Origin of the sequence: Flavobacterium segetis (genome assembly GCF_900129575.1) — a bacterium.
Taxonomy (GTDB): Bacteria; Bacteroidota; Bacteroidia; order Flavobacteriales; family Flavobacteriaceae; genus Flavobacterium; species Flavobacterium segetis.
In genome coordinates, this window is the sequence record NZ_FQWE01000004.1 from 67706 (window position 1) to 88041 (window position 20336).

A 20336-nucleotide genomic window follows, 5' to 3' on the forward strand; every position below is an offset into this window, starting at 1 on the left:
GTAACAGCTAAGTGACAAATAACTTAATATTTTTTCATACAGCAGCTGATCTTAGAAAGCAGAAAAATAATGTTTCAATGGTTTAAATTAGAAATTATAATTGCGTGCTAAAATTTATATTTCCTATAAATCATTGTAACAAACTTCGGGAACTTATTAATTACTTTACAACAAAGTTAATTAAAAGAACGAGTCAAACAGAAATTACTTAATAAATACCCGTTGGGTGTAATTATTCAAAACGTCAGTTCGAGTGTTTTTTGTGCAGTAAAACGGAGCAAAAAATGTATCGAAAACCATTTTTAAAGAAATTTTTCTTGTTCTCGATACATTTTTCTATCGAATAATACTCAAACTGACGAAAAATCACCATCAAATACTAATTACATCCAACCGATTAATAAATATATTTAATATCTATTTATATTCGCTTAAACCTTGTTGTATCATTTGACATTTAAATGGATTAGAGAAAAACCAAAATAGTAAAACAAAAAAAAGAGATTCACCTTGCGGTGAATCTCTTTTATAAATAGTTTTAAAGAATTTTAAGAATCTAAGTGCGCTTTTTCTACTCTATCCTTATCTTCTTTGGAAATAGTATCAACAAGAATCGGTGTAGCAATAAATAGTGATGAGTAGGTTCCCACTAAAATTCCAATAAGCATTGCAAATATAAAACCTCTAATAGATTCTCCACCAAAAATAAACATAATCAACAATACTACTATCATGGTAAGCGATGTATTGATAGTTCTTGACATTGTTGTATTAATCGATTGATTTACAATTTCAGAGAAATTACCTTTAGTTTTTCCAGCTAAGTATTCACGTACTCTATCAAATACAATTACGGTATCATTCATCGAATAACCAATAACTGTAAGGATTGCAGCGATAAAATGCTGGTCAATCTCCATACCAAAAGGCATGAATTTATAACACAATGAATATACTCCTAACACAAAGATAACATCATGTGCCACTGCAGCGATAGCACCTAAACTATACTGCCATTTTCTATAACTGATCATTAGATATAGGAATACCAAAGCCATTGCTCCTATGACAGCCCAATAAGCATTAGTTTTAATATCTTCTGCAACTGTTGGTCCTACTTTTGAAGCTTGTAAAACTCCTAAATTTTTACCATCATACGCGTTTACAAATTTTTCATAAGTCATATCGGCAGAAAAATGCTTTTTCAAAGTAGCAAACAATAGTTTGTTTACTTCTTCATCTGCTTTGCTACCTGCCTCTTGAACTTTAAATTTTGTAGTAATTTTTAACTGGTTGTCGTTACCAAACACCTTCACCTCGGCACTTCCGTCAAATACTTGAGCTAATTCTGCTTTTACAATTTCAGTTTCAATTGGTTTTTCAAAACGTACTTGGAATGTTCTTCCCCCTACAAAATCTACACCTTCATCAAGACCATTAATTGCTAGTGAAGAAAAACTAACAATAACGATAATTGTAGAGATAATATAAGTTATTTTCTTTTTACCTAAGAAATCAAAATTGAATTTAGTGAAAATATTCTTGGAGAAATTAGTAACAAATGTCAAACTATTCCTTTTGCTAATATTCCAATCAATAAAGATTCGAGCAATAAAAATAGAGGTAAACAACGAGGTTACAATACCAATTAATAATGTTGTAGCAAAACCTTTAATTGGTCCTGAACCGAAAATAAATAATACAGCTCCAGTTAAAATGTGAGTTACATTCGCATCGGTGATAGATGACATTGCACCTCTCCAGCTATATGATGTTTTCACAGCTTCCTCAAGAGATTTACCGTCTCTTAATTCTTCTTTAGCTCTTTCATAGATGATAATATTTGCATCTACAGCAGTACCCATTGTTAATACAATACCAGCAATACCAGGTAAAGTTAAGACTGCGCCAAGACTTGCGAGAATTCCAAATAGGAAAAGTAAATTTACTGCCAATGCAATATTTGCATACCATCCCGCCTTACCATAGTAGATCATCATCCAAAGTGATACAATAAGTAATCCTATAATCGCTGAATTTGTACCATTATCAATAGCTTCTTGACCAAGAGATGGTCCTACCACTTCTGATTGAACAATATCAGCAGCAGCTGGTAGCTTACCTGCTCTTAAAACATTCGCTAAATCTTTAGTTTGTGTCACATCAAATGCACCAGATATTTCAGATCTTCCGCCTGAAATCGGTCCACTAGAAACTCCAGGAGCAGAATAAACTACATCATCGAGAACGATCGCGATATTGCTTTTTTGCGTGTATGCTCTTCCAGTTAACTCTTCCCAAGATTTTGCTCCTTGACCATCCATTTGCATAGATACAGCCGGTTTTCCTAATTGGTCAAAAGTATCTTTTGCATCAGTAACAACACCACCGCTCATTGCAGGAACATTATCTCTATTTCCTTTTAAAGCGTATAATTCTACTGCATCAACATCTTTACCTTTTGCATCTTTAATTGGCGTTGGAATACCCCAAACAAATTTAGCATAACGTTGTTCCCCTGATAATAAAATTCTAATATCAGCTCTTTTTAAATATCCGTTAACAACAGCGGTATCTTTTGGTGAAAACAAACCTAATACGGGTCCGCCACCTTGAGCAATAATTTTATCTAATAAAGGATTATTCCCTTTTGAAGCAGTAGCTGAATCTTTACCATCAGACAACAATGCACTTAATGAATCCTTAACAACTGGTTTAGCTTCAGTTGTTTTAATCTCGGTTTTCTTCAATGACTCATTAGCTGCCATTAAAAAATTACCAATTTCATCAATTTTATAAGTTTCCCAAAATTCTAATTGTGCTGTACTTTGTAATAAATTTTTAATTCTATCTACATCTTTTGCACCAGGAAGTTCTACTAAAATTCTACCAGACTCTCCTAATTTTTGAATATTAGGCTGCGTCACTCCAAATTTATCTATACGTTTTCTGAGTACTCCAAAAGCACTTTCTACAGATTCATCAACTTTTCTTGCGATTACTTTTTTTACTTCTGAATCTGTCATTTGAAAATCGACTCCACCCTCACCTTGCAAACTTCTATTTGCAAAAATATCAGGAGAGGCAAGTTTTACAGTTCCTTTTGAATTTGCATCAAAAGCATCGTAGAAAGCATCCAAATAAGTTTGATTCCCTTTTTGATTTGCAGTTGCATCAGCCAAAGACTTATTAAAAACTGGATTTTTAGAATTATTAGATAATCCTTTCAAAATATCTTTAACCGAAATTTGAAGAATAACATTGATTCCTCCTTCTAAGTCAAGACCTTTATTGATTTGTTTATCACTAACTTCATTGAAAGTGAAATTGGTAAAACCAAGATTAAATACTTTCTCTTTACCAATAGAGTCTAAGTATTTCACTTCCTTCTCAGAATCGCCGTTAGCAAAAGATTTTGCATCGTTTTTTACTTTACTTGCAACAAAAGTGAAAGAAAGTTGGTAAATACTTACCAATGCAAATAGAATTGCGAAAAATTTAATTAGTCCTTTATTCTGCATTATTACTAAAAATTAATTATTTTTTATTTATTTATTTTTGCTTTAAACCCTATACAGCAATGCATTACATTCATTTTCGAAATCAAAAGGAAGTGATAACAATTACCTAATTTTTTTAAACCGAGCAAATATATAATTAACGCAAAGATTAACCAATTTATTTGTTAATTAATCTCAAGAAAAAAGACTGCAAAGCTGCAGTCTTCTATTTCTTATGTGTAATTTTTATATTAAAATCGTTTTTAGTGCATCATTCATTTGTCTAACAGCATCTGCGCTTTTAGCAAATAATGCTTTTTCAGTGTCATCAAGTTCAATAGCTAGAATTTCTTCGACTCCATTTTTGCCTATAATACAAGGAACACCAATGCAAATATCATTTTGACCGTATTCTCCTTCCACGAATACAGAACAAGCAATCATTTTCTTTTGGTCATTTAAAATACTATCTACTAAAAAAGCAACTGAAGCTCCTGGAGCATACCACGCTGATGTTCCTAATAACCCAGTAAGAGTTGCACCTCCTACCATAGTATCTGCAGCAACTTTATTTAATTGTTCTTCTGAAAGAAATTGAGAAACTGGAATACCGTTATAAGAAGCTAAACGTGTTAATGGAATCATTGTAGTGTCACCATGTCCGCCAATAACCATTGCCGAAATATCATTAGCAGGTTTGTCTAAAGCTAAAGACAAATAAGTTCTAAAACGAGAACTATCAAGAGCTCCGCCCATTCCTATGATTCTATTCTTTGGTAATCCGGTAGATTTCAATGCTAAATAAGTCATTGTATCCATAGGATTTGAAACTACCACTATAATAGTATTTGGTGAGTGCTTCAATACATTTTCTGCTACAGTTTTTACAATTCCAGCGTTAATCCCTATTAATTCTTCTCTAGTCATTCCTGGTTTTCTTGGAATTCCTGATGTAATTACAACAACATCACTTCCAGCAGTTTTAGAGTAATCATTAGTAACTCCCGAAACTTTTGTGTTAAAACCTGTATTGGTGGCACATTGCATAATATCTAGTGCTTTACCCTCAGCAAAACCCTCTTTGATATCCAGCAATACCACTTCGCTTGCAATTCCTCGATAAGAAATTACATCTGCACAAGTTGCGCCTACATTTCCTGCTCCTACAATGGTAACTTTCATATTTTAAAGTTTATTCGGTTATTTTTTTATGTTTATTTGGTTAATCGTTTATTTAGTTAATCGAAGATCGGTTAAGCAAATAAACAATCAAAGCTATTAAGCGTCAATATTTGCGTAAACTGCATTTTTTTCAATAAATTCTCTTCTTGGCGGTACCTCATCACCCATCAACATCGAGAAAACTCTATCGGCTTCCGCCAAACTATCTATGGTTACTTGACGTAATGTTCTAAAGTTAGGATCCATTGTAGTTTCCCATAATTGCTCCGCATTCATTTCTCCAAGACCTTTATAACGCTGAATTCCTGCGCTTCCGCCCATTCTTTCATTTGCTTGATCACGTTGTAAATCATTCCATGCGTATTCCTTTTTATTTCCTTTTTTAACTAAATACAGAGGTGGAGCAGCTATATAAATATGGCCGTGCTCTATTAATTCCTTCATAAATCTAAAAAAGAATGTCAAAATTAGCGTAGAAATGTGACTACCATCCACATCGGCATCACACATAATAATCACCTTGTGATATCGTAATTTTGAAATATTTAAGGCTTTACTATCCTCTTCAGTTCCTATAGTTACTCCAAGAGCTGTAAATATATTCCGAATTTCTTCATTCTCAAAAACTTTGTGATGCATTGCTTTTTCGACATTCAAAATTTTACCACGTAATGGTAAAATTGCTTGAAATGCACGATCTCGACCTTGTTTTGCAGTTCCCCCCGCTGAATCTCCCTCAACTAAATAAACCTCACATTTTGCAGGATCTTGCTCTGAACAGTCAGATAATTTTCCTGGCAATCCGCCACCACCCATTACGGTTTTGCGTTGCACCATTTCACGTGCTTTTTTAGCAGCGTGGCGAGCCTGAGCAGCAAGAATTACTTTTTGAACAATGATTCGAGCATCATTAGGATTTTCTTCTAAATAATTTTCAATCATTTCAGAAACCGCTTGCGAAACTGGAGAAACAACTTCTCTGTTTCCAAGTTTGGTTTTCGTTTGCCCTTCAAATTGTGGTTCTTGAACCTTAACAGATATGATTGCAGTTAATCCCTCACGAAAATCATCTCCTGAAATATCAAATTTCAGTTTGTCTAACATTCCAGAAGCATCTGCATATTTCTTTAAAGATCTTGTAAGACCTGTTCTAAAACCTTGCAAGTGCGTTCCTCCTTCATGTGTATTGATATTATTTACATAAGAGAAAATATTCTCCGTATAACTGGTGTTATAAATCAACGCAACTTCAACAGGAATTTCTCCTTTATCATTGTCCATAGAAATTACGTGAGAAATAATAGGCTCACGGTTTCCATCTAAATACCTGATGTATTCTTTCAAACCTTCATCAGAATGAAATATTTCAGAAACAAAATTTCCATCTTTATCTACTTCTCTTTTATCTGTAAAAGTAATTGTAATACCTTTATTCAAATAAGATAGTTCACGCATACGAGCAGACAAAGTATCATAAGTGTAATCAACTGTTTGTGTAAATATGCTTGGATCCGGATAAAAAGTTACAATTGTTCCCCTTTTAGTAGTTTCGCCAATTTGTTTTACTGGATATAATGCCTTTCCTTTTTCGTATTCTTGTTCGTAGATTTTTCCATCAGCACTATGCACTGTAGCGCGTAAATGTTTTGACAAAGCATTTACAACAGAAACCCCAACACCGTGAAGTCCTCCTGAAACTTTATAAGAATCTTTGTCAAATTTTCCTCCAGCACCAATCTTGGTCATGACCACTTCAAGCGCAGAAACACCTTCTTTCTTATGAATTCCAACTGGGATACCACGACCGTTATCTTCAACTGTGATGGATCCATCCTCATTTATATCTACAATAATTGTATCACAATGGCCTCCCATTGCTTCATCAATTGAGTTATCTACAACTTCATAAACTAAATGATGTAATCCTCGTACTCCTACATCTCCAATATACATCGATGGACGCATTCTTACATGCTCCATTCCTTCTAATGCCTGAATACTATCCGCTGAATAACTGTCCTTCTTGATTTCTTCGCTCATATTTTTAATTCTAAAAAAATGTAATTTTTGTCTAACACGCAAATATATAAAAACGCAATTTATATAACCGTTAAAATCCTTTTTAAAGACCTTAAGTTATTAACATTTGTTGATACTTGTGGAAAAATAAAAGCCTTCAAGTAGAGGGCTTTTTTGCTACTTAAAAACTAGATCGAAAATATAAAATTATTAGATTTATTTTAGCGATTTTAACATCGACTTGGATATTTGAAATACTAGTTCTAAACCTTTGATTAATGCTTTAAGTAGCGATGTATAATTTTGAAATACTATAATTTCTAAAACTAATTTTTATCAGTAAATTAACAGATAAAACACTCAAGTAATATATCAATTCAATTAAGTACTCCACCATCAATCAACTATTGTTTTTACCTCTACAAAATTTCATTTAAGAAGTTAAGATTATCAGGATTATTACAAACTGCATTTCTATACTTCTCTTTCTGAAACCATAGTTTGCAACCATCTATTGTCCCTTTACAACACAAATCAATACAATTAAAAAACTTTAATTGTAAAATGGGATATTAGATTTTAAACCTAAGATATAGTTCATAAAGAAAATCTGAAGATGATTGCAATAATTACTTCTGGATTATTAAAGGTAAACAAGCAATTTTAGAAAAAATAAATTATACTTAAACTACCTGAGATCAATTTTACAACCAAATAAATTATTTTACTACAAGAAGGTAATTATATTACTGAAAGCCAATTGTTTTATTTTTTTTAACACAAAATTTAAAATACAAGCTTACTTTACTTTAACGCCTTTTAAATAAGTATTAGCTACTTTTAACTTTACTATCTCATTTTCTGGAATTGTCATCAAATCTTGATCAAACATTACGAAATCGGCCCATTTACCAGCCTCTAAACTTCCTTTTTCTTTTTCTTCAAAATTAGAGTAGGCAGCCCAAATTGTCATCCCTTTTATTGTTTCCTCTCGACTTAGAGCATTTTCCATTTGGAATCCATCTTTAGGATATTCTTTACTGTCCTTTCTGGCTACGGCTGCATGGAAAGTTAACATAGGATTTACCTCTTCTACAGGAAAATCAGTTCCAAGAGCAACTATTCCTGCTTTTTGAAGTAATTTTTTATAAGCGTAAGCATTTTTAATTCTTTCTTTTCCCAATCGTTCTTCTGCCCAATACATATCAGAAGTGGCGTGAGTGGGTTGTACGGAGGGAATTATTCCTAGTTTGAAATAATCGAAATCAGCTTCACGCAAAACTTGTGCATGTTCTATTTTCCATCGACGATCTTTCTTATTGGTCAAAACCTCTTTATATATTTTCAAGATAACAGTATTTGCCGAATCGCCAATAGCGTGAGTGTTCAATTGAAAATTAGAAGCTGCAATTTGTTTCGCAACCGCTTTTAGAGCCGGTCCTTTCGCCAACAAAGCCCCAAATTGATTTGGCTTGTCAGAATAAGGTTTGTGCATGCAAGCACCTCGAGAGCCAAGTGCACCATCACCATACATTTTAAAAGAACGCACATTCAAATTATCAGTTTTGTAGACTCCCTTCTTAAAATACAAATCCATATTTTTTTGATTGGCAGTAATCATTGCGTAAATATTGATTTTAAGCAGTTTCGCTTTTTGTAAACTATCCATTAAATCAATAATATCAGGATCTAATCCTGCGTCATTGATGGTTGTCAAGCCATTTTCAAACATTACTTTTTCTGCATCTAATAAAGCTGCTATTTGTATTTTCCGATTCGGTTTTGGAATTATTTTAAATACCAGTTCCATCGGATTATCAACTATAATACCTGTTGGTTCACCATTAACAATTTCGATTTGGCCTCCATCTGCATTAGTATCCTTAGTAATTCCTGCTAACTTTAACGCAACACTATTTACTATAATTGCATGTCCATCAACTCTATTTAGCACTACTGGAATATTAGGAAATGCTAAGTCTAAATCAGCCTTTGTCGGATACTTTTTTATTTCCCAGTCATTTTGATCCCAACCATTACCCACAATAAAAGTTGGATTTTTATCTTTTTGAAATGCTTTTAGACGAGTTACAATTTCATTCATACTTTTTGTTCCTCGTAAATCAGCCTCTTGCAAATTTAAACCATAACCGTAGAAATGACAATGCGCATCAATTAAACCGGGATAAATAAACTTTCCCTTTGCCTCAATTATATTATTAGAATCATACTTTTTAGTAATTTCAGTATCAGTGCCTACTGCTATAATTTTTCCATCTTGAATCGCCATAGCTTCGGCGGTGCTAAAAGAATCATTAACGGTGTAAATTTTTGCATTTTTAATGATAGTGTCAACAGTGATTTTATTTTCTTGATTGCAAGAAAATAATAAAAGTAAAGCAAACAGTAAAGGGATAGATTTCATATTTAGCATTTTGTTTTTGCTAATATAATAAATACTTTATGGTAATATAATAAATACGGCATCTATAATCTTTAAAGTAGAATTATTAACTGTCTATATTTAACACAACTAAAAAGCTCTCAAAATGAGAGCTTTTTGAAAGCTAATTAAATTTGAAATATCTTTAAATTTAAAAAATCAAGAATATCAGACATACCAAAACTACATATTTAACATCATTTTCTAAAATATATGCATGCAACAAAACTTTTTATATAATTCCTGTCTGTTTTTAATTAACTTTTTACATAAGCATCTTCATGTACACTCGCAACTGCTCTACCAGATGGATCATTCATGTTCTTAAAAGCTTCATCCCACTCTAATGCTATTTTTGTGCTACAAGCGACGCTCGCTTCTTGAGGTACGCATAAAGCGGCTGCATCACTCGGGAAATGTTCTGTAAAAATAGAACGATAGAAATACTCCTCTTTAGAATTTGGCGTTTGTAATGGAAATTTATATTTAGCATTCGTTAATTGTTCATCAGAAACCTCTTTAGCCACCACTTCTTTCAAAGTATCAATCCAGCTATATCCCACTCCATCACTAAATTGTTCTTTTTGCCTCCAAGCAACACTTGGTGGAAGCATATCCTCAAATGCTTTACGAAGCACCCATTTTTCCATTGGATGTTCCTTGTTGATCATTTTATCTTGCGGATTGATTCTCATAGCGACATCCATAAATTCTTTATCTAAAAAGGGTACACGCCCTTCAATTCCCCAAGCTGCTAAACTTTTGTTCGCACGCAAGCAATCATACATGTGCAACTTTCCTAATTTGCGAACGTTTTCTTCATGAAACTCTCTCGCATTTGGTGCTTTGTGGAAATACAAATATCCTCCAAAAAGTTCATCGGCACCTTCACCTGATAATACCATTTTGATTCCCATTGATTTTATCACTCTTGCCATCAACCACATAGGCGTTGATGCTCTTACGGTAGTAACATCATAAGTTTCTAAGTTATAAATTACGTCGCGAATAGCGTCTAAACCTTCTTGAATCGTGAATTTAATTTCGTGATGAATTGTCCCTATATGATCTGCAACAATTTGCGCTGCTGCTAAATCTGGAGAACCATCTAAACCAACTGAGAACGAATGCAACTGTGGATACCACGCATCAGCAATATCGCCAGATTCTATCCGTTTTTGCGCATATTTTTTGGCTACAGCCGAAGTTATAGACGAGTCTAAACCTCCAGAAAGAAGTACTCCGTAAGGAACATCACTCATTAATTGTCTATGAACTGCTGCCTCAAGTGCTATTTTTAAGTCGGCTATATTTGTTTCGTTGTCTTTCACTGCATCGTAATCCGTCCAGTCTCTTTTATACCACTGTAAAAATTGTCCCTCTTTACTTGACATATAATGTCCTGGCGGAAACAACTCAATTTTTGTACAATAACCTTCAAGTGCCTTTAGCTCTGAAGCTACATAAAATGTCCCGTGCTGATCCCAGCCGATATAAAGAGGTATAATTCCCATGTGATCACGCGCTACAAAATACTCATCTTTCTCGACGTCATAAATTGCAAATCCAAATATTCCGTTCATTTCGTCTAAAAAGTGAGGCCCTTTTTCTTTATACAATGCTAAAATAACTTCACAGTCACTTTCAGTCTTAAAGTTATATTTTCCTTCAAATTGTTTTCTTAGCGCTCTGTGGTTATAAATTTCACCATTCGCTGCTAAAATTAATTTTCCATCTTCACTAAACAAAGGTTGTTTGCCAGAGGCTGGATCTACTATAGCTAGTCGTTCATGAGACAGAATAGCTTTTTCATTGCTGAAAATTCCACTCCAATCTGGTCCACGATGACGAATAATTTTAGACATTTCTAAGACTTTTGGTCTTAAGGTTTCAGCGTTTTGCTTTAAATCAAAGGCACATACTATTCCGCACATAACTATATATTTTTATAAAATTTACTTATTTTTAATAAGGCAAAGATGCAGAAAAAGTTTAATTTGACAAACACAATTAGTTAAAATAGTTATAATTTAAAACTAAAATAGAGTGCTTACATCTAAATCGTAAGTAAACAGTGAACGAAGCAAAAATATGAAGTAAAAATGAATAAATGATGGAACATATTAAATGCACAACACTATTTATCTTGTGTAATGACTTAACTTTTTACTTCGTCCGAAGAATGTTAGTAAGTCGTTTAACAAGATTTAAATTGAAGTTCGAATTTTTTAAACTAGAATAATTTTCAATTAAGTTTAAAAAATCCTTACAGGGAGTTATCCAAACATTATTTTATTTGATTTCCTGAACTAAATACCTCGTACCGTTAATCTCAAAAGTAAAACCTTCTTGATTACCCATCAATTTACTGCCTAAAGGAGATTGAGGCGAAAGTGCAATTACATTAATACCATCAACAGCTATCTTTGGCAATGCTACGCTTAGATATAAGTAAATCCCGTTTGCCTTAACAAGACTTCCTGAAATAATAGTTTTAGCACTTTTAGAACTATCAATTTTATCTAAGATTATTTTTTGATCTAAAACTTCTCTCAGCTTTCTATTGATTTTTTCTTGCTCGAGATGCATCATTGACAGCGCAGTTTCATGTTTATCACCTGCAGAACCTTTGGCATCATTTTTAGAATCTTCAGTTAAGGCCGCAATCATATCTTTAAAAACATCAATTTTATCTTGAACTAATTGTAAATAGTGGATTTTTATTTTTTCTTTGAAAGTCATTTTATAATAGTTAAAATTCTAAATTGTAGTTGTAAAAAGGATTACTAATAAAGCAAATATCGTGCATTCTACGATTGAAAACCTAATTTAATCGATGATTACAAATACTTAAATTATTTTTAAAACGCTAAAAAAATTAAATGAAAACTTCAATAGGAATTTATAACTTTACCAGTTAAAATTATACATTAACTTTTTAATGATTAAAAAACTATGAAAAAATCAACACTTTTTACTACGACAATCTGCGCTTTAACGCTTTTTTTATCAAGCAATGCCAATGCTCAAAAATTTCCAGATCTTGATAAGAGTCCGCTCGATGCAGCTTGGTATCCCAACGATTATAAAGATGCTAACAAAGCAGCTAGAGTAATTTATGGCCGACCACAATTAAAAGGTCGTAACGTGAGCGAACTAGCTCCAAATGGTAAAGTTTGGAGAACAGGAGCTAATGAAGCTGCCGAAATCACTCTATATACTGACATGTCTTTAGGTAAAACTAAGATCGCAGCTGGAGTTTATACAATGTATACTATTCCCGGAGAGAAAGAATGGACTGTCATTATCAATAAAGACAAAAATGTATGGGGTGCCTACACTTACAATGATAAAAATGATGTAGCACGTTTAGCTATCCCTGTAACAACTTCAACTGATTCTCTTGAAGCGTTTTCAATGGTTTTCACAAAGGCTGATAAAGGAGTAACACTCAACGTAGGTTGGGGAACAACGCGATTAGCAGTACCTTTTACCAACTAAAAATAAAAATTTTAAACTAAAACAGACTATCCACAAAATAGTCTGTTTTTTCATTTAAAAAATTTATAATTGACAATTATACTTCTTAAAAATCAAATTTATAATTGGCACCAAGAATTAATTGAAAACTTTGAACTGGAAAGTTAAGCCATTTTTGATATCCATTGTTAGTTAAATTATTAGCTCTAATGAAAGCAGTTAAGCGATCGTTATAATTATAGCCAACATTAGCATTTAAGTCAAAATAGGATTTTAGAGTTACTGATTCAGGAGCTGTGCTATAAATAATATCAGTGTTTAATTTTAAATCTTTTCGTTCCCCAACATAAAATATATTGGCACCAGCAAACCATTTCTCCGTTATATTAAAATCTAATGTTGATGCTATTTTTATGGCTGGTAAATTCCAAGCTTCACTTTGAAAATCAGTTGTAAAACTGCTAAAACTACCATTGATTCCAAAGCTAACATCTTCAGAAAAATCAGCTTTCAGTTCCCCATAAAAATTTAGGGTTTTTAAGTCATCATAAACCACTTGAAACGAATTCCCAAAAGCATAATTTTCATTTGTATTATTTTCATTGTAATCATTGCTTTTGAACAATGCTTTACTTCTTTCATTCAAATAGGAACCTTTAATATTATAACTTACAGTATTAGATAATTTCCCTTTGAGCCCAGCAAAAAGATCATATTGTTGATCCGTTGGCGCCATAAATAATGTTGGCGATAAAAACGGATTAATATCTACAAAATCTTGATACGTATTTTGTTTTAGATCTCCTTCTGCACCGGCATAAAAAATCATTAAATCTCCAACTACTTTATAAGAAGCATTAAATTTTGGGTAGAGCAATAACTTACTATTGTTGTTTTGGTTATCAAAACTATAAAAGATGGCAGCACCAATATTTAAAGTCCAATCCTCTTTTTGCATTACAAAACTAGGCGAAATTCCTAAATTTGTAAATCCGTATTTTATAGACTGACCGTTGTTGAGATAGTTTTTTTCAAAATTTCCAGCAACATAATCAACAACTAAATCAGTTTTTACTAGATTATCCATGACATTAAATTCAACTGTTGGTTTTGCGTAAAATCTATTTTCTGAAGAGTTATAGATGTCCGTGAATCGATTAAACTGCAAAGTCATTTTATTTAAAATACTTTCATCAAAAGCAATATTGCCACCTAATGAAATAGTATTATAGGATTGTCTTGCGTCAATGCTGCTTAACAAACTTCTTCGATCTTGAGGAGAGAGAACATTACCAAAGTCCGAAGGCAGCCCATACCAGTTGTATATTTGGTTTTTAAATCCTAAATCCAGATTCCATGACACCTCTTTCTGATTAGAACCATACATTAAATTAAGAGATGTATCATAAAATTTATCATCGAGTTCGACCTCTTTTATTCCACCTTGAGATGAATGATGACGAAACATCCCGCCCACATAATCAGTGTTATTTAAATCGTGATTAACAAATAACTCGCCAATAAAGGTTCCATAATTTCCCAAACCAGCGGTTGCGTAATTTTTAAATAAATGAGCTTGCTTTTCTTTTTCAACACCTTCTGCTTTACCTTTAGAAGGCGTAAAAGTAGAAGCGACAGGAAATGAAAAAATAGAATATTTGATTACTTCTTTTTTAGTATTTCCATCGTCATCAAGATCTGCAACTTCTTTTACTTTGGATGCATCCGAAATTTTAGGAGTGTAGGGTTTAACCACATTTACAGTCTCACCTCCTATTTGTTTTTTGTCTTGTGCAAAAGAAAAATGGAAAACGAAAAGAAACAAAATTCCTATAACAGCTTTCGGCAGAAAGAGACTTTTTACAAAATTTGATGCTATAATTTGTTCCGTTTTTATTTTAAAAATTTTAAATGTCATGTTATTTTATTTTACTTTTTAAGTATGTGTTTGTTCTTTTCGCTAAACTTCCCATTCTCCTTTTGCAAGAAATTTTGTTTTGCCACCTATTCGTATATCAAAATCATTGTCTTGTAACTTCCCATCAAAATATATTTGAGAAGGTCTATTTATAAAATCACCTTGATAATTAATAATATTCAATTTAGGTGAATGGTATTTTAAAAGGAAGGCTTGCAAGCAAGCACTTGCACTTCCAGTTGCGGCATCTTCTATTAATTGATTGTTTTCAATGCAAAACATTCTGCTGCTCAGCCTCTCATTTTCTAAACAAAAGAAATAAAATGCACTGTGACTTGTTTTACAATTGACACGCAACCATTCATCCATTTTTACTTTATCTACTGTTAGATTTTCTAACGCTTTTGACGTTTTAATAGGTGTAATTACAAATGCACTTCCAGTAGAAACCTCTTGAATAGGAAATTCAAGATTCATTTCATCACTATTTAAATTAGTAAATGCTAAAAAGTGCTGAGCTGCATGTATATCTAAAAATTGAGGTTGAGCGGCTTGTAACCAAATTAAATCTCCTTCTTGAACAACTGGAATATGACCTATAGGAACTGATAAAGTAATTTCTTGCGGCTTATTTTCAAATACTTTATTCATTAAAACCCATGATGTTCCTATTATGGGATGCCCAGCAAATTGCATTTCATGCTGTGGTGTAAAAATCCGAATTGTAGCCATATTATTTTCTGGATTAAACGCCGTAATAAATGTGCTTTCAGCAAAATTAATTTCTTTTGCAATTTTTAGCATTTCTTCGCCGTTCAACTTCTCAGCCTCTAAAAACACAGCGAGTTGATTACCTGCATATTTATCTTCTGCAAAAACATCAACTATGTAAAAAGGTATTGTCATATTCTTATCTTTTTCTAATGCAATGTTTTTATTTAACTATCGATGAATTGGTTTTAGATTCTTCAATTTTGAATGCTTGCAATGTGTTTTTAGCATCAGCAACTACCTCTGGATAATCCGTGAAATTTTGAATTACATTTTCTAAAATATAAGTTGCCTGAAAACTATCTTTTAAACCATAAAAGTTTTTTGCCATCAACACTAATCCTTTGGCTCCATAGTATTTATAGCTAGAATAGTTTTTTGCTATCTTTTGAACTGACGTATTTGATGCATCATAATTTCCTTCTTTGTTTTTAAAATATGCATCATAATAAAGAGCTTCTGCAGCTAATTCTCCTTTAGCAATTGTCATTACTTTGGCATAAGCAACTTTAGCCTTAGGTTCGTCACCAGTTTCAATTGCTGCACGTGCTATAATTATTTGCGCATCGCTTTTTACTTTATCATCTGATTTAGAATTTGACAAAACTTTCTCAGCATATATTACAGCATTCGAATAATTTTTTTGCTCATAATACGATTTCATTAAATTTGACTGAGCATAGGTTTTATTTTGGGCTACATCAGCTTCATTTTCGAGTCTTAGTAAAATAGCAATTGCTTTATCAGTTTGATTGTTTTTTAGAAATATCTGCGCTAATCTTGACAAAGATTGTTCTGTAAATTCATTTCTAGATTGTGCAATTACATACTCATAATTAGGAATAGATTTGTTTTCAGAACCTTCAGCAAAATATAATTGTGCGAGATTATAGTTCGCTGGCAAAGCATGTATACCACGAGGAAACTGATTAACGTAACTTACAAACCCAGCAACTGCTTGCTTACTATTACCTTGCTGGAACTGCTTCTCTGCTGCTTCATACGTGTCATTATCAAGTTCAACATCAGTAACGGCAACAAAATCTAAAGTACGAACCCAGCTAGCATATTCATCTACTCTACCATTATCTACATAAATTAATCTTGCTGTTGCAACGGCTTCAAGTGCCTCTGGAGTTCTAGGAAAATCAGCAGCGACTTTTTTTAATTTTAATAAAGCTTGATCATTTTTATCAGTATTGTAATACACTAAACCTTGACGCAATATCGCTCTGGAAGTAAACAGTCCTTTTTTAAATTCGACATTTAACCGCTCATAAGTTTTAATTGCTAAGTCGTTTTTATCATTAGCAACATACGTATTTGCTAATTCGAACAAGGCGTCATCTTTGTATTCAGATTTTGGATATAACTGTATAAACGAGTTTAACTCTGTTATTTTCTTATCTGTTTTCGACAAAAATCCGTAAGAAATAGCTTTTTGAAAATAAGCATAATCCGAATCAAGACTTTTTGATTCAATGACTTTATCGTAAGCTTCCATCGCCTCGTTGTACTTTGAAGTTACAAAGCGACAATCAGCCAAACGTAAATAGGAATCATTTAATCTTACTTTATCACTAGCTGATTTCTCAATTTGATTTTGAAAGTAGTTACCTGCTTGATCGTATTCTTTTAATTTAAAATACGAATAAGCAATATTGTAATTATGATTTTTAAATTCTGGCGTTTTTGATGCTTGGTTTGAGCCTGAAAATTGCTTGTAACTCAATAACGCTTCTTTAAAATCATTCAAAACATATTCACATTCTCCTTTCCAGAATGTAGATCGAGTAGTGAAAATTGGATCTTTTTGCTCAGTTGTAGCTTTGGTAAACATTCTTAAAGCATCATTATAATTTCCATCAATATATAATTCTAAGCCTCTGTAGAAAAGCACTTTTTGATAAGCCAGCTTGTTTTCTGCCGACTTATTTTTTTCCAATAGAACCAAAGCTTCCTTGTAGTTCTTTGACGAAATATACGAATCAATAACAAGCTTTTCTATTTCTTGACGGTTTGAATTATTAGGATATTTATTTAAAAAAGCTTGCAAAACTGCAGGTACACTTTGATAAGCATTTCCTAATTCATAGCTCAATTTTGCATAATTTAAACTTGCATCCTCTTGAATGGCTAAATCGAAATCCATTTCAGATGCGTTTTTAAAAGCGTTTAGCGCCTCTTGCTTTTTATTAGTGTTTAAATAACTTTCAGCTAAATGGTAATAAGCATTTTGAGCAACAAAATCCTTACCTCCTACAATTTTATTAAATTGCGAAATTGCACTTTCATATCCTTTCTGTTTGTAATAGGCATATCCTAATTGATAGTAATCAGTGTTATTCCACCTTCCGTTTTTTCCTTTATACGCTACCAAAAATGGAATGGCGGTATCATATTTTTTTAAATTAAAATAGCTTTCACCTATAATTTTATTTAACTCTGATTTTTCAACAGGCGTCGATTTAGCAATTGCTTTTTGACCTAAATCAATCGCTTTTTGAAAATTTCCTAATTTAAAATTCATGTCCGCTTGATAATATGACAGCTTTTCTTTGTATTTTTCCTCCCCCGAAACTTCATCAAAATATTTTGTTGCTTGCTTATAATCATCTCCTTCGTACGCCATAAAACCTAGATAGTATTTAGCTTGGGAGCCATATTCAGTGGAATTTACAACACGATTAAAGTAAGTTGTTGCTTCCTTTTTCTTTTTGGCAGTAAAAAAGCTGTAACCTTTCTGAAAATTGAATTTTTCTTGATCATTGCGACTTAAACTACTTTCGTCAACTTTGTCAAACCATTGCAAAGCTTGTGGATAATTTCCTTGTTTAAAATGATATTGTGCGACTTCGATATACGCCTGATTTTGTTTTACGCTTGTAGGATAATCAGAGACAAATTGCTCCATTAATTCATCGCCATTTAACTGATTTGTTCGAATGGCACAGTTCGCTGCGTAATAGCCACAATCTGATTTTAGTTCTTCAGTAGTAGCACTTTCCTTTACTTTGTTGAAAATAAGCTGTGCAGATGCATACTGTTGATCTTTAAATAAAGAAACGGCTTTGTTAAAATCTTTTAATTCATGTGTGTAGATAATTGATTTTTGTGCTATCATCGCAGCAGCTATGAAGAAAAAAGAAAAGAAGTAGCTCCAAGAAAATTTATTCATTGTGATTTAATTTTTGATAATTCAAATATATCATATTTCGTAGTCTATAACGAACCAAAAATAGGTTTTATTATAAAATTTACTTTACATTTCTCTTTTAAACTTATGATACTTGTACCTTTCATGGTATGAGACTTCTGCCAGACAAATACAATTTACATTTGTTTAAAATCTATTCAATCCAAAAGAATTTATTTTGAATCCAAGCGTTAACTTAGTACTTTTACACGATAAACAAATGCAAAATATGTCACAATCAGTCCTGTCTTTAAAAAATACTACAATCTTTCAAGAATCAAAATCGATTTTAACAGAGGTAAACTTGGAGGTGAATCATGGAGAATTCCTTTATATAATAGGAAAAACAGGATCTGGAAAAAGTAGTTTAATGAAAACTTTATATGCAGATTTACCTTTGACTCAGGGTGAGGGAAGCATTGTAGGATTTGATTTAGCGACTTTAAAAGAAAATGACATTCCTTTTTTGAGACGAAAAATTGGAATTGTTTTTCAAGATTTTAAATTGCTTCCAGATCGTTCAGTAGATGAGAATATGTTGTTTGTACTTAAAGCAACGGGCTGGAAAGACAAAGAACAGATGCAGGAAAAAATTGACGAGGTTTTAAGTAAAGTAGGTATGAAAGACTTTGGTAAAAAAATGCCACATCAACTTTCAGGGGGGGAACAACAGCGTATTGCTATTGCAAGAGCTTTACTTAATGATCCCGAATTAATACTGGCAGATGAACCCACAGGAAATCTCGATCCACAAACAAGTGTTGAAGTACTTGAGGTTCTTAAAAAAATAAATGCTAATGGAAAGACAATTATCATGGCAACCCACGATTATGCATTGTTATTGAAATTCCCCTTCAAAACATTGAAATGTGAAGATTCTAAAATATTTGAAGTAGTACAACAAAGAGCGGTTTAATGCTTTCTATTTTAATCACAATTTATAATTATAATCTTTTACCTCTAGTTGTAGAAATTCATCGTCAATGTAGTGAATTAGATATTTTTTTTGAGATTTTGACTCAAGATGATGCGTCAAATTCAATGCATAATATAAAAAACAAAGAAATTAATTTGTTGTCTTATTGTAACTATGTTTCTTTGGAAAAAAACATTGGTTATCGCCAAAATAAGAATATTTTAGTAAGTAATTCCAAATATGAAAATTTACTAATTATTGATGGTGACTGTATTTTACCAAATACTGACTTTATAAAAAATTATATTGATCAAATTATAAATTATGATGTAGTTTATGGTGGTAGAATTCATGCTGAAAGTGCGCCATCCAAGAACCAATTACTTCGCTGGAAGTACGGTAAATTTATGGAGGATCAAACAGTTCAACAGAGAGAAAAAAATCCGTACGGATCCACTTTATTCAATAATACGTTGATAAAAAAAGCTGTATTTAATGCTATAAAATTTGACGATTCTTTTAAAAAGTATGGTAATGACGATACTCTATTTTCATTCGAACTGAAAAAACTAAATGTCAAAATAAACCACATCAACAATCCTGTCCAACATGATGATATTGACACCAATTTAGTTTATGTTGAAAAAACGAAACATTCACTTGAAAACTTAAAATTGCTCCATCAAAAAAAACTTATTCCTACAGATTATAGTAAAATGTTACGATTAACTTCAAAATTGCATCGTTATAAAGTAACTTATCTTTTAAGCTCTTTTTATGACGTATTTAAACTAATAATGGAATATAATTTAATAAGTAATAATCCGTCCTTATTTGTATTTAATACTTTTAGACTGAGTTATTTTTGTAAACTTTACATAAAATGAAAGTTTTACTGATCAATAATTTCC

The 20336-nt window shown here is 32.2% G+C and carries 12 protein-coding genes; 3 read left to right on the top strand and 9 right to left on the bottom strand.

Going from position 1 to position 20336, the window contains the following annotated elements; all coding sequences use genetic code 11:
- Positions 1–548: 548 nt before the first annotated feature.
- The 6 genes from secDF to BUA99_RS06690 form a co-directional block, all read right to left on the bottom strand.
- Positions 549–3521: a protein translocase subunit SecDF gene (secDF, locus tag BUA99_RS06665; RefSeq protein WP_072989931.1), complete on the bottom strand. Its 2973-nt coding sequence runs from the start codon at positions 3519–3521 to the stop codon at positions 549–551.
- A 225-nt stretch (positions 3522–3746) separates the two neighbouring features.
- The gene (gene mdh, locus BUA99_RS06670; RefSeq protein WP_072989935.1) at positions 3747–4682 is read right to left on the bottom strand and encodes a malate dehydrogenase; all 936 of its coding nucleotides are present in this window, start codon (positions 4680–4682) and stop codon (positions 3747–3749) included.
- A 96-nt stretch (positions 4683–4778) separates the two neighbouring features.
- Positions 4779–6722: a DNA topoisomerase (ATP-hydrolyzing) subunit B gene (gene gyrB / locus BUA99_RS06675; RefSeq protein WP_072989938.1), complete on the bottom strand. Its 1944-nt coding sequence runs from the start codon at positions 6720–6722 to the stop codon at positions 4779–4781.
- 778 nt (positions 6723–7500) lie between these two features.
- Complete coding sequence (locus BUA99_RS06680) at positions 7501–9126, bottom strand: amidohydrolase (RefSeq protein WP_072989941.1); 1626 nt, start codon at positions 9124–9126, stop codon at positions 7501–7503.
- A gap of 275 nt (positions 9127–9401) precedes the next feature.
- Entirely contained in the window at positions 9402–11078 is a 1677-nt protein-coding gene (asnB, locus tag BUA99_RS06685) for an asparagine synthase B (protein WP_072989944.1), read from the bottom strand.
- Between the two features lie 358 nt (positions 11079–11436).
- Positions 11437–11886, bottom strand: a complete 450-nt coding sequence (locus BUA99_RS06690; RefSeq protein ID WP_072989947.1) for a hypothetical protein — start codon at positions 11884–11886, stop codon at positions 11437–11439.
- 213 nt (positions 11887–12099) lie between these two features.
- Here BUA99_RS06690 and BUA99_RS06695 point away from each other — a divergent pair, with 213 nt between their 5' ends.
- Positions 12100–12645, top strand: coding sequence for a DUF2911 domain-containing protein (locus BUA99_RS06695; protein WP_072989949.1), 546 nt, complete (start codon positions 12100–12102; stop codon positions 12643–12645).
- Between the two features lie 85 nt (positions 12646–12730).
- Here the strand turns inward: BUA99_RS06695 and BUA99_RS06700 are convergent, their stop codons facing one another.
- The 3 genes from BUA99_RS06700 to BUA99_RS06710 are packed head-to-tail and all read right to left on the bottom strand — an operon-like array spanning position 12731 to position 18491.
- Positions 12731–14542 (bottom strand): TonB-dependent receptor, encoded by a 1812-nt coding sequence (locus BUA99_RS06700; RefSeq protein WP_084673493.1) that lies wholly within the window; start codon positions 14540–14542, stop codon positions 12731–12733.
- Between the two features lie 42 nt (positions 14543–14584).
- On the bottom strand, positions 14585–15448 hold the full coding sequence (locus BUA99_RS06705; RefSeq protein WP_072989952.1) for a PhzF family phenazine biosynthesis protein: 864 nt from the start codon (positions 15446–15448) through the stop codon (positions 14585–14587).
- Between the two features lie 28 nt (positions 15449–15476).
- A complete protein-coding gene (locus BUA99_RS06710) occupies positions 15477–18491 on the bottom strand; it encodes a tetratricopeptide repeat protein (protein WP_072989954.1) in 3015 nt (1004 codons plus the stop codon).
- A 247-nt stretch (positions 18492–18738) separates the two neighbouring features.
- Between BUA99_RS06710 and BUA99_RS06715 the strand changes: the two genes are divergently transcribed.
- Positions 18739–19425, top strand: a complete 687-nt coding sequence (locus BUA99_RS06715) for a cell division ATP-binding protein FtsE (protein WP_072989957.1) — start codon at positions 18739–18741, stop codon at positions 19423–19425.
- Positions 19425–20312, top strand: coding sequence for a glycosyltransferase (locus tag BUA99_RS06720; protein ID WP_072989959.1), 888 nt, complete (start codon positions 19425–19427; stop codon positions 20310–20312). Before BUA99_RS06715 ends, BUA99_RS06720 begins: the two co-directional genes overlap by 1 nt.
- The last annotated feature ends 24 nt before the right edge of the window (positions 20313–20336 follow it).

Coding starts and splice junctions, on each gene's coding strand:
- secDF (WP_072989931.1), bottom strand. CDS start 3,521: ATGCAGAATAAAGGACTAATTAAATTTTTCGCAATTCTATTTGCATTG.
- mdh (WP_072989935.1), bottom strand. CDS start 4,682: ATGAAAGTTACCATTGTAGGAGCAGGAAATGTAGGCGCAACTTGTGCA.
- gyrB (WP_072989938.1), bottom strand. CDS start 6,722: ATGAGCGAAGAAATCAAGAAGGACAGTTATTCAGCGGATAGTATTCAG.
- BUA99_RS06680 (WP_072989941.1), bottom strand. CDS start 9,126: ATGAAATCTATCCCTTTACTGTTTGCTTTACTTTTATTATTTTCTTGC.
- asnB (WP_072989944.1), bottom strand. CDS start 11,078: ATGTGCGGAATAGTATGTGCCTTTGATTTAAAGCAAAACGCTGAAACC.
- BUA99_RS06690 (WP_072989947.1), bottom strand. CDS start 11,886: ATGACTTTCAAAGAAAAAATAAAAATCCACTATTTACAATTAGTTCAA.
- BUA99_RS06695 (WP_072989949.1), top strand. CDS start 12,100: ATGAAAAAATCAACACTTTTTACTACGACAATCTGCGCTTTAACGCTT.
- BUA99_RS06700 (WP_084673493.1), bottom strand. CDS start 14,542: ATGACATTTAAAATTTTTAAAATAAAAACGGAACAAATTATAGCATCA.
- BUA99_RS06705 (WP_072989952.1), bottom strand. CDS start 15,448: ATGACAATACCTTTTTACATAGTTGATGTTTTTGCAGAAGATAAATAT.
- BUA99_RS06710 (WP_072989954.1), bottom strand. CDS start 18,491: ATGAATAAATTTTCTTGGAGCTACTTCTTTTCTTTTTTCTTCATAGCT.
- BUA99_RS06715 (WP_072989957.1), top strand. CDS start 18,739: ATGTCACAATCAGTCCTGTCTTTAAAAAATACTACAATCTTTCAAGAA.
- BUA99_RS06720 (WP_072989959.1), top strand. CDS start 19,425: ATGCTTTCTATTTTAATCACAATTTATAATTATAATCTTTTACCTCTA.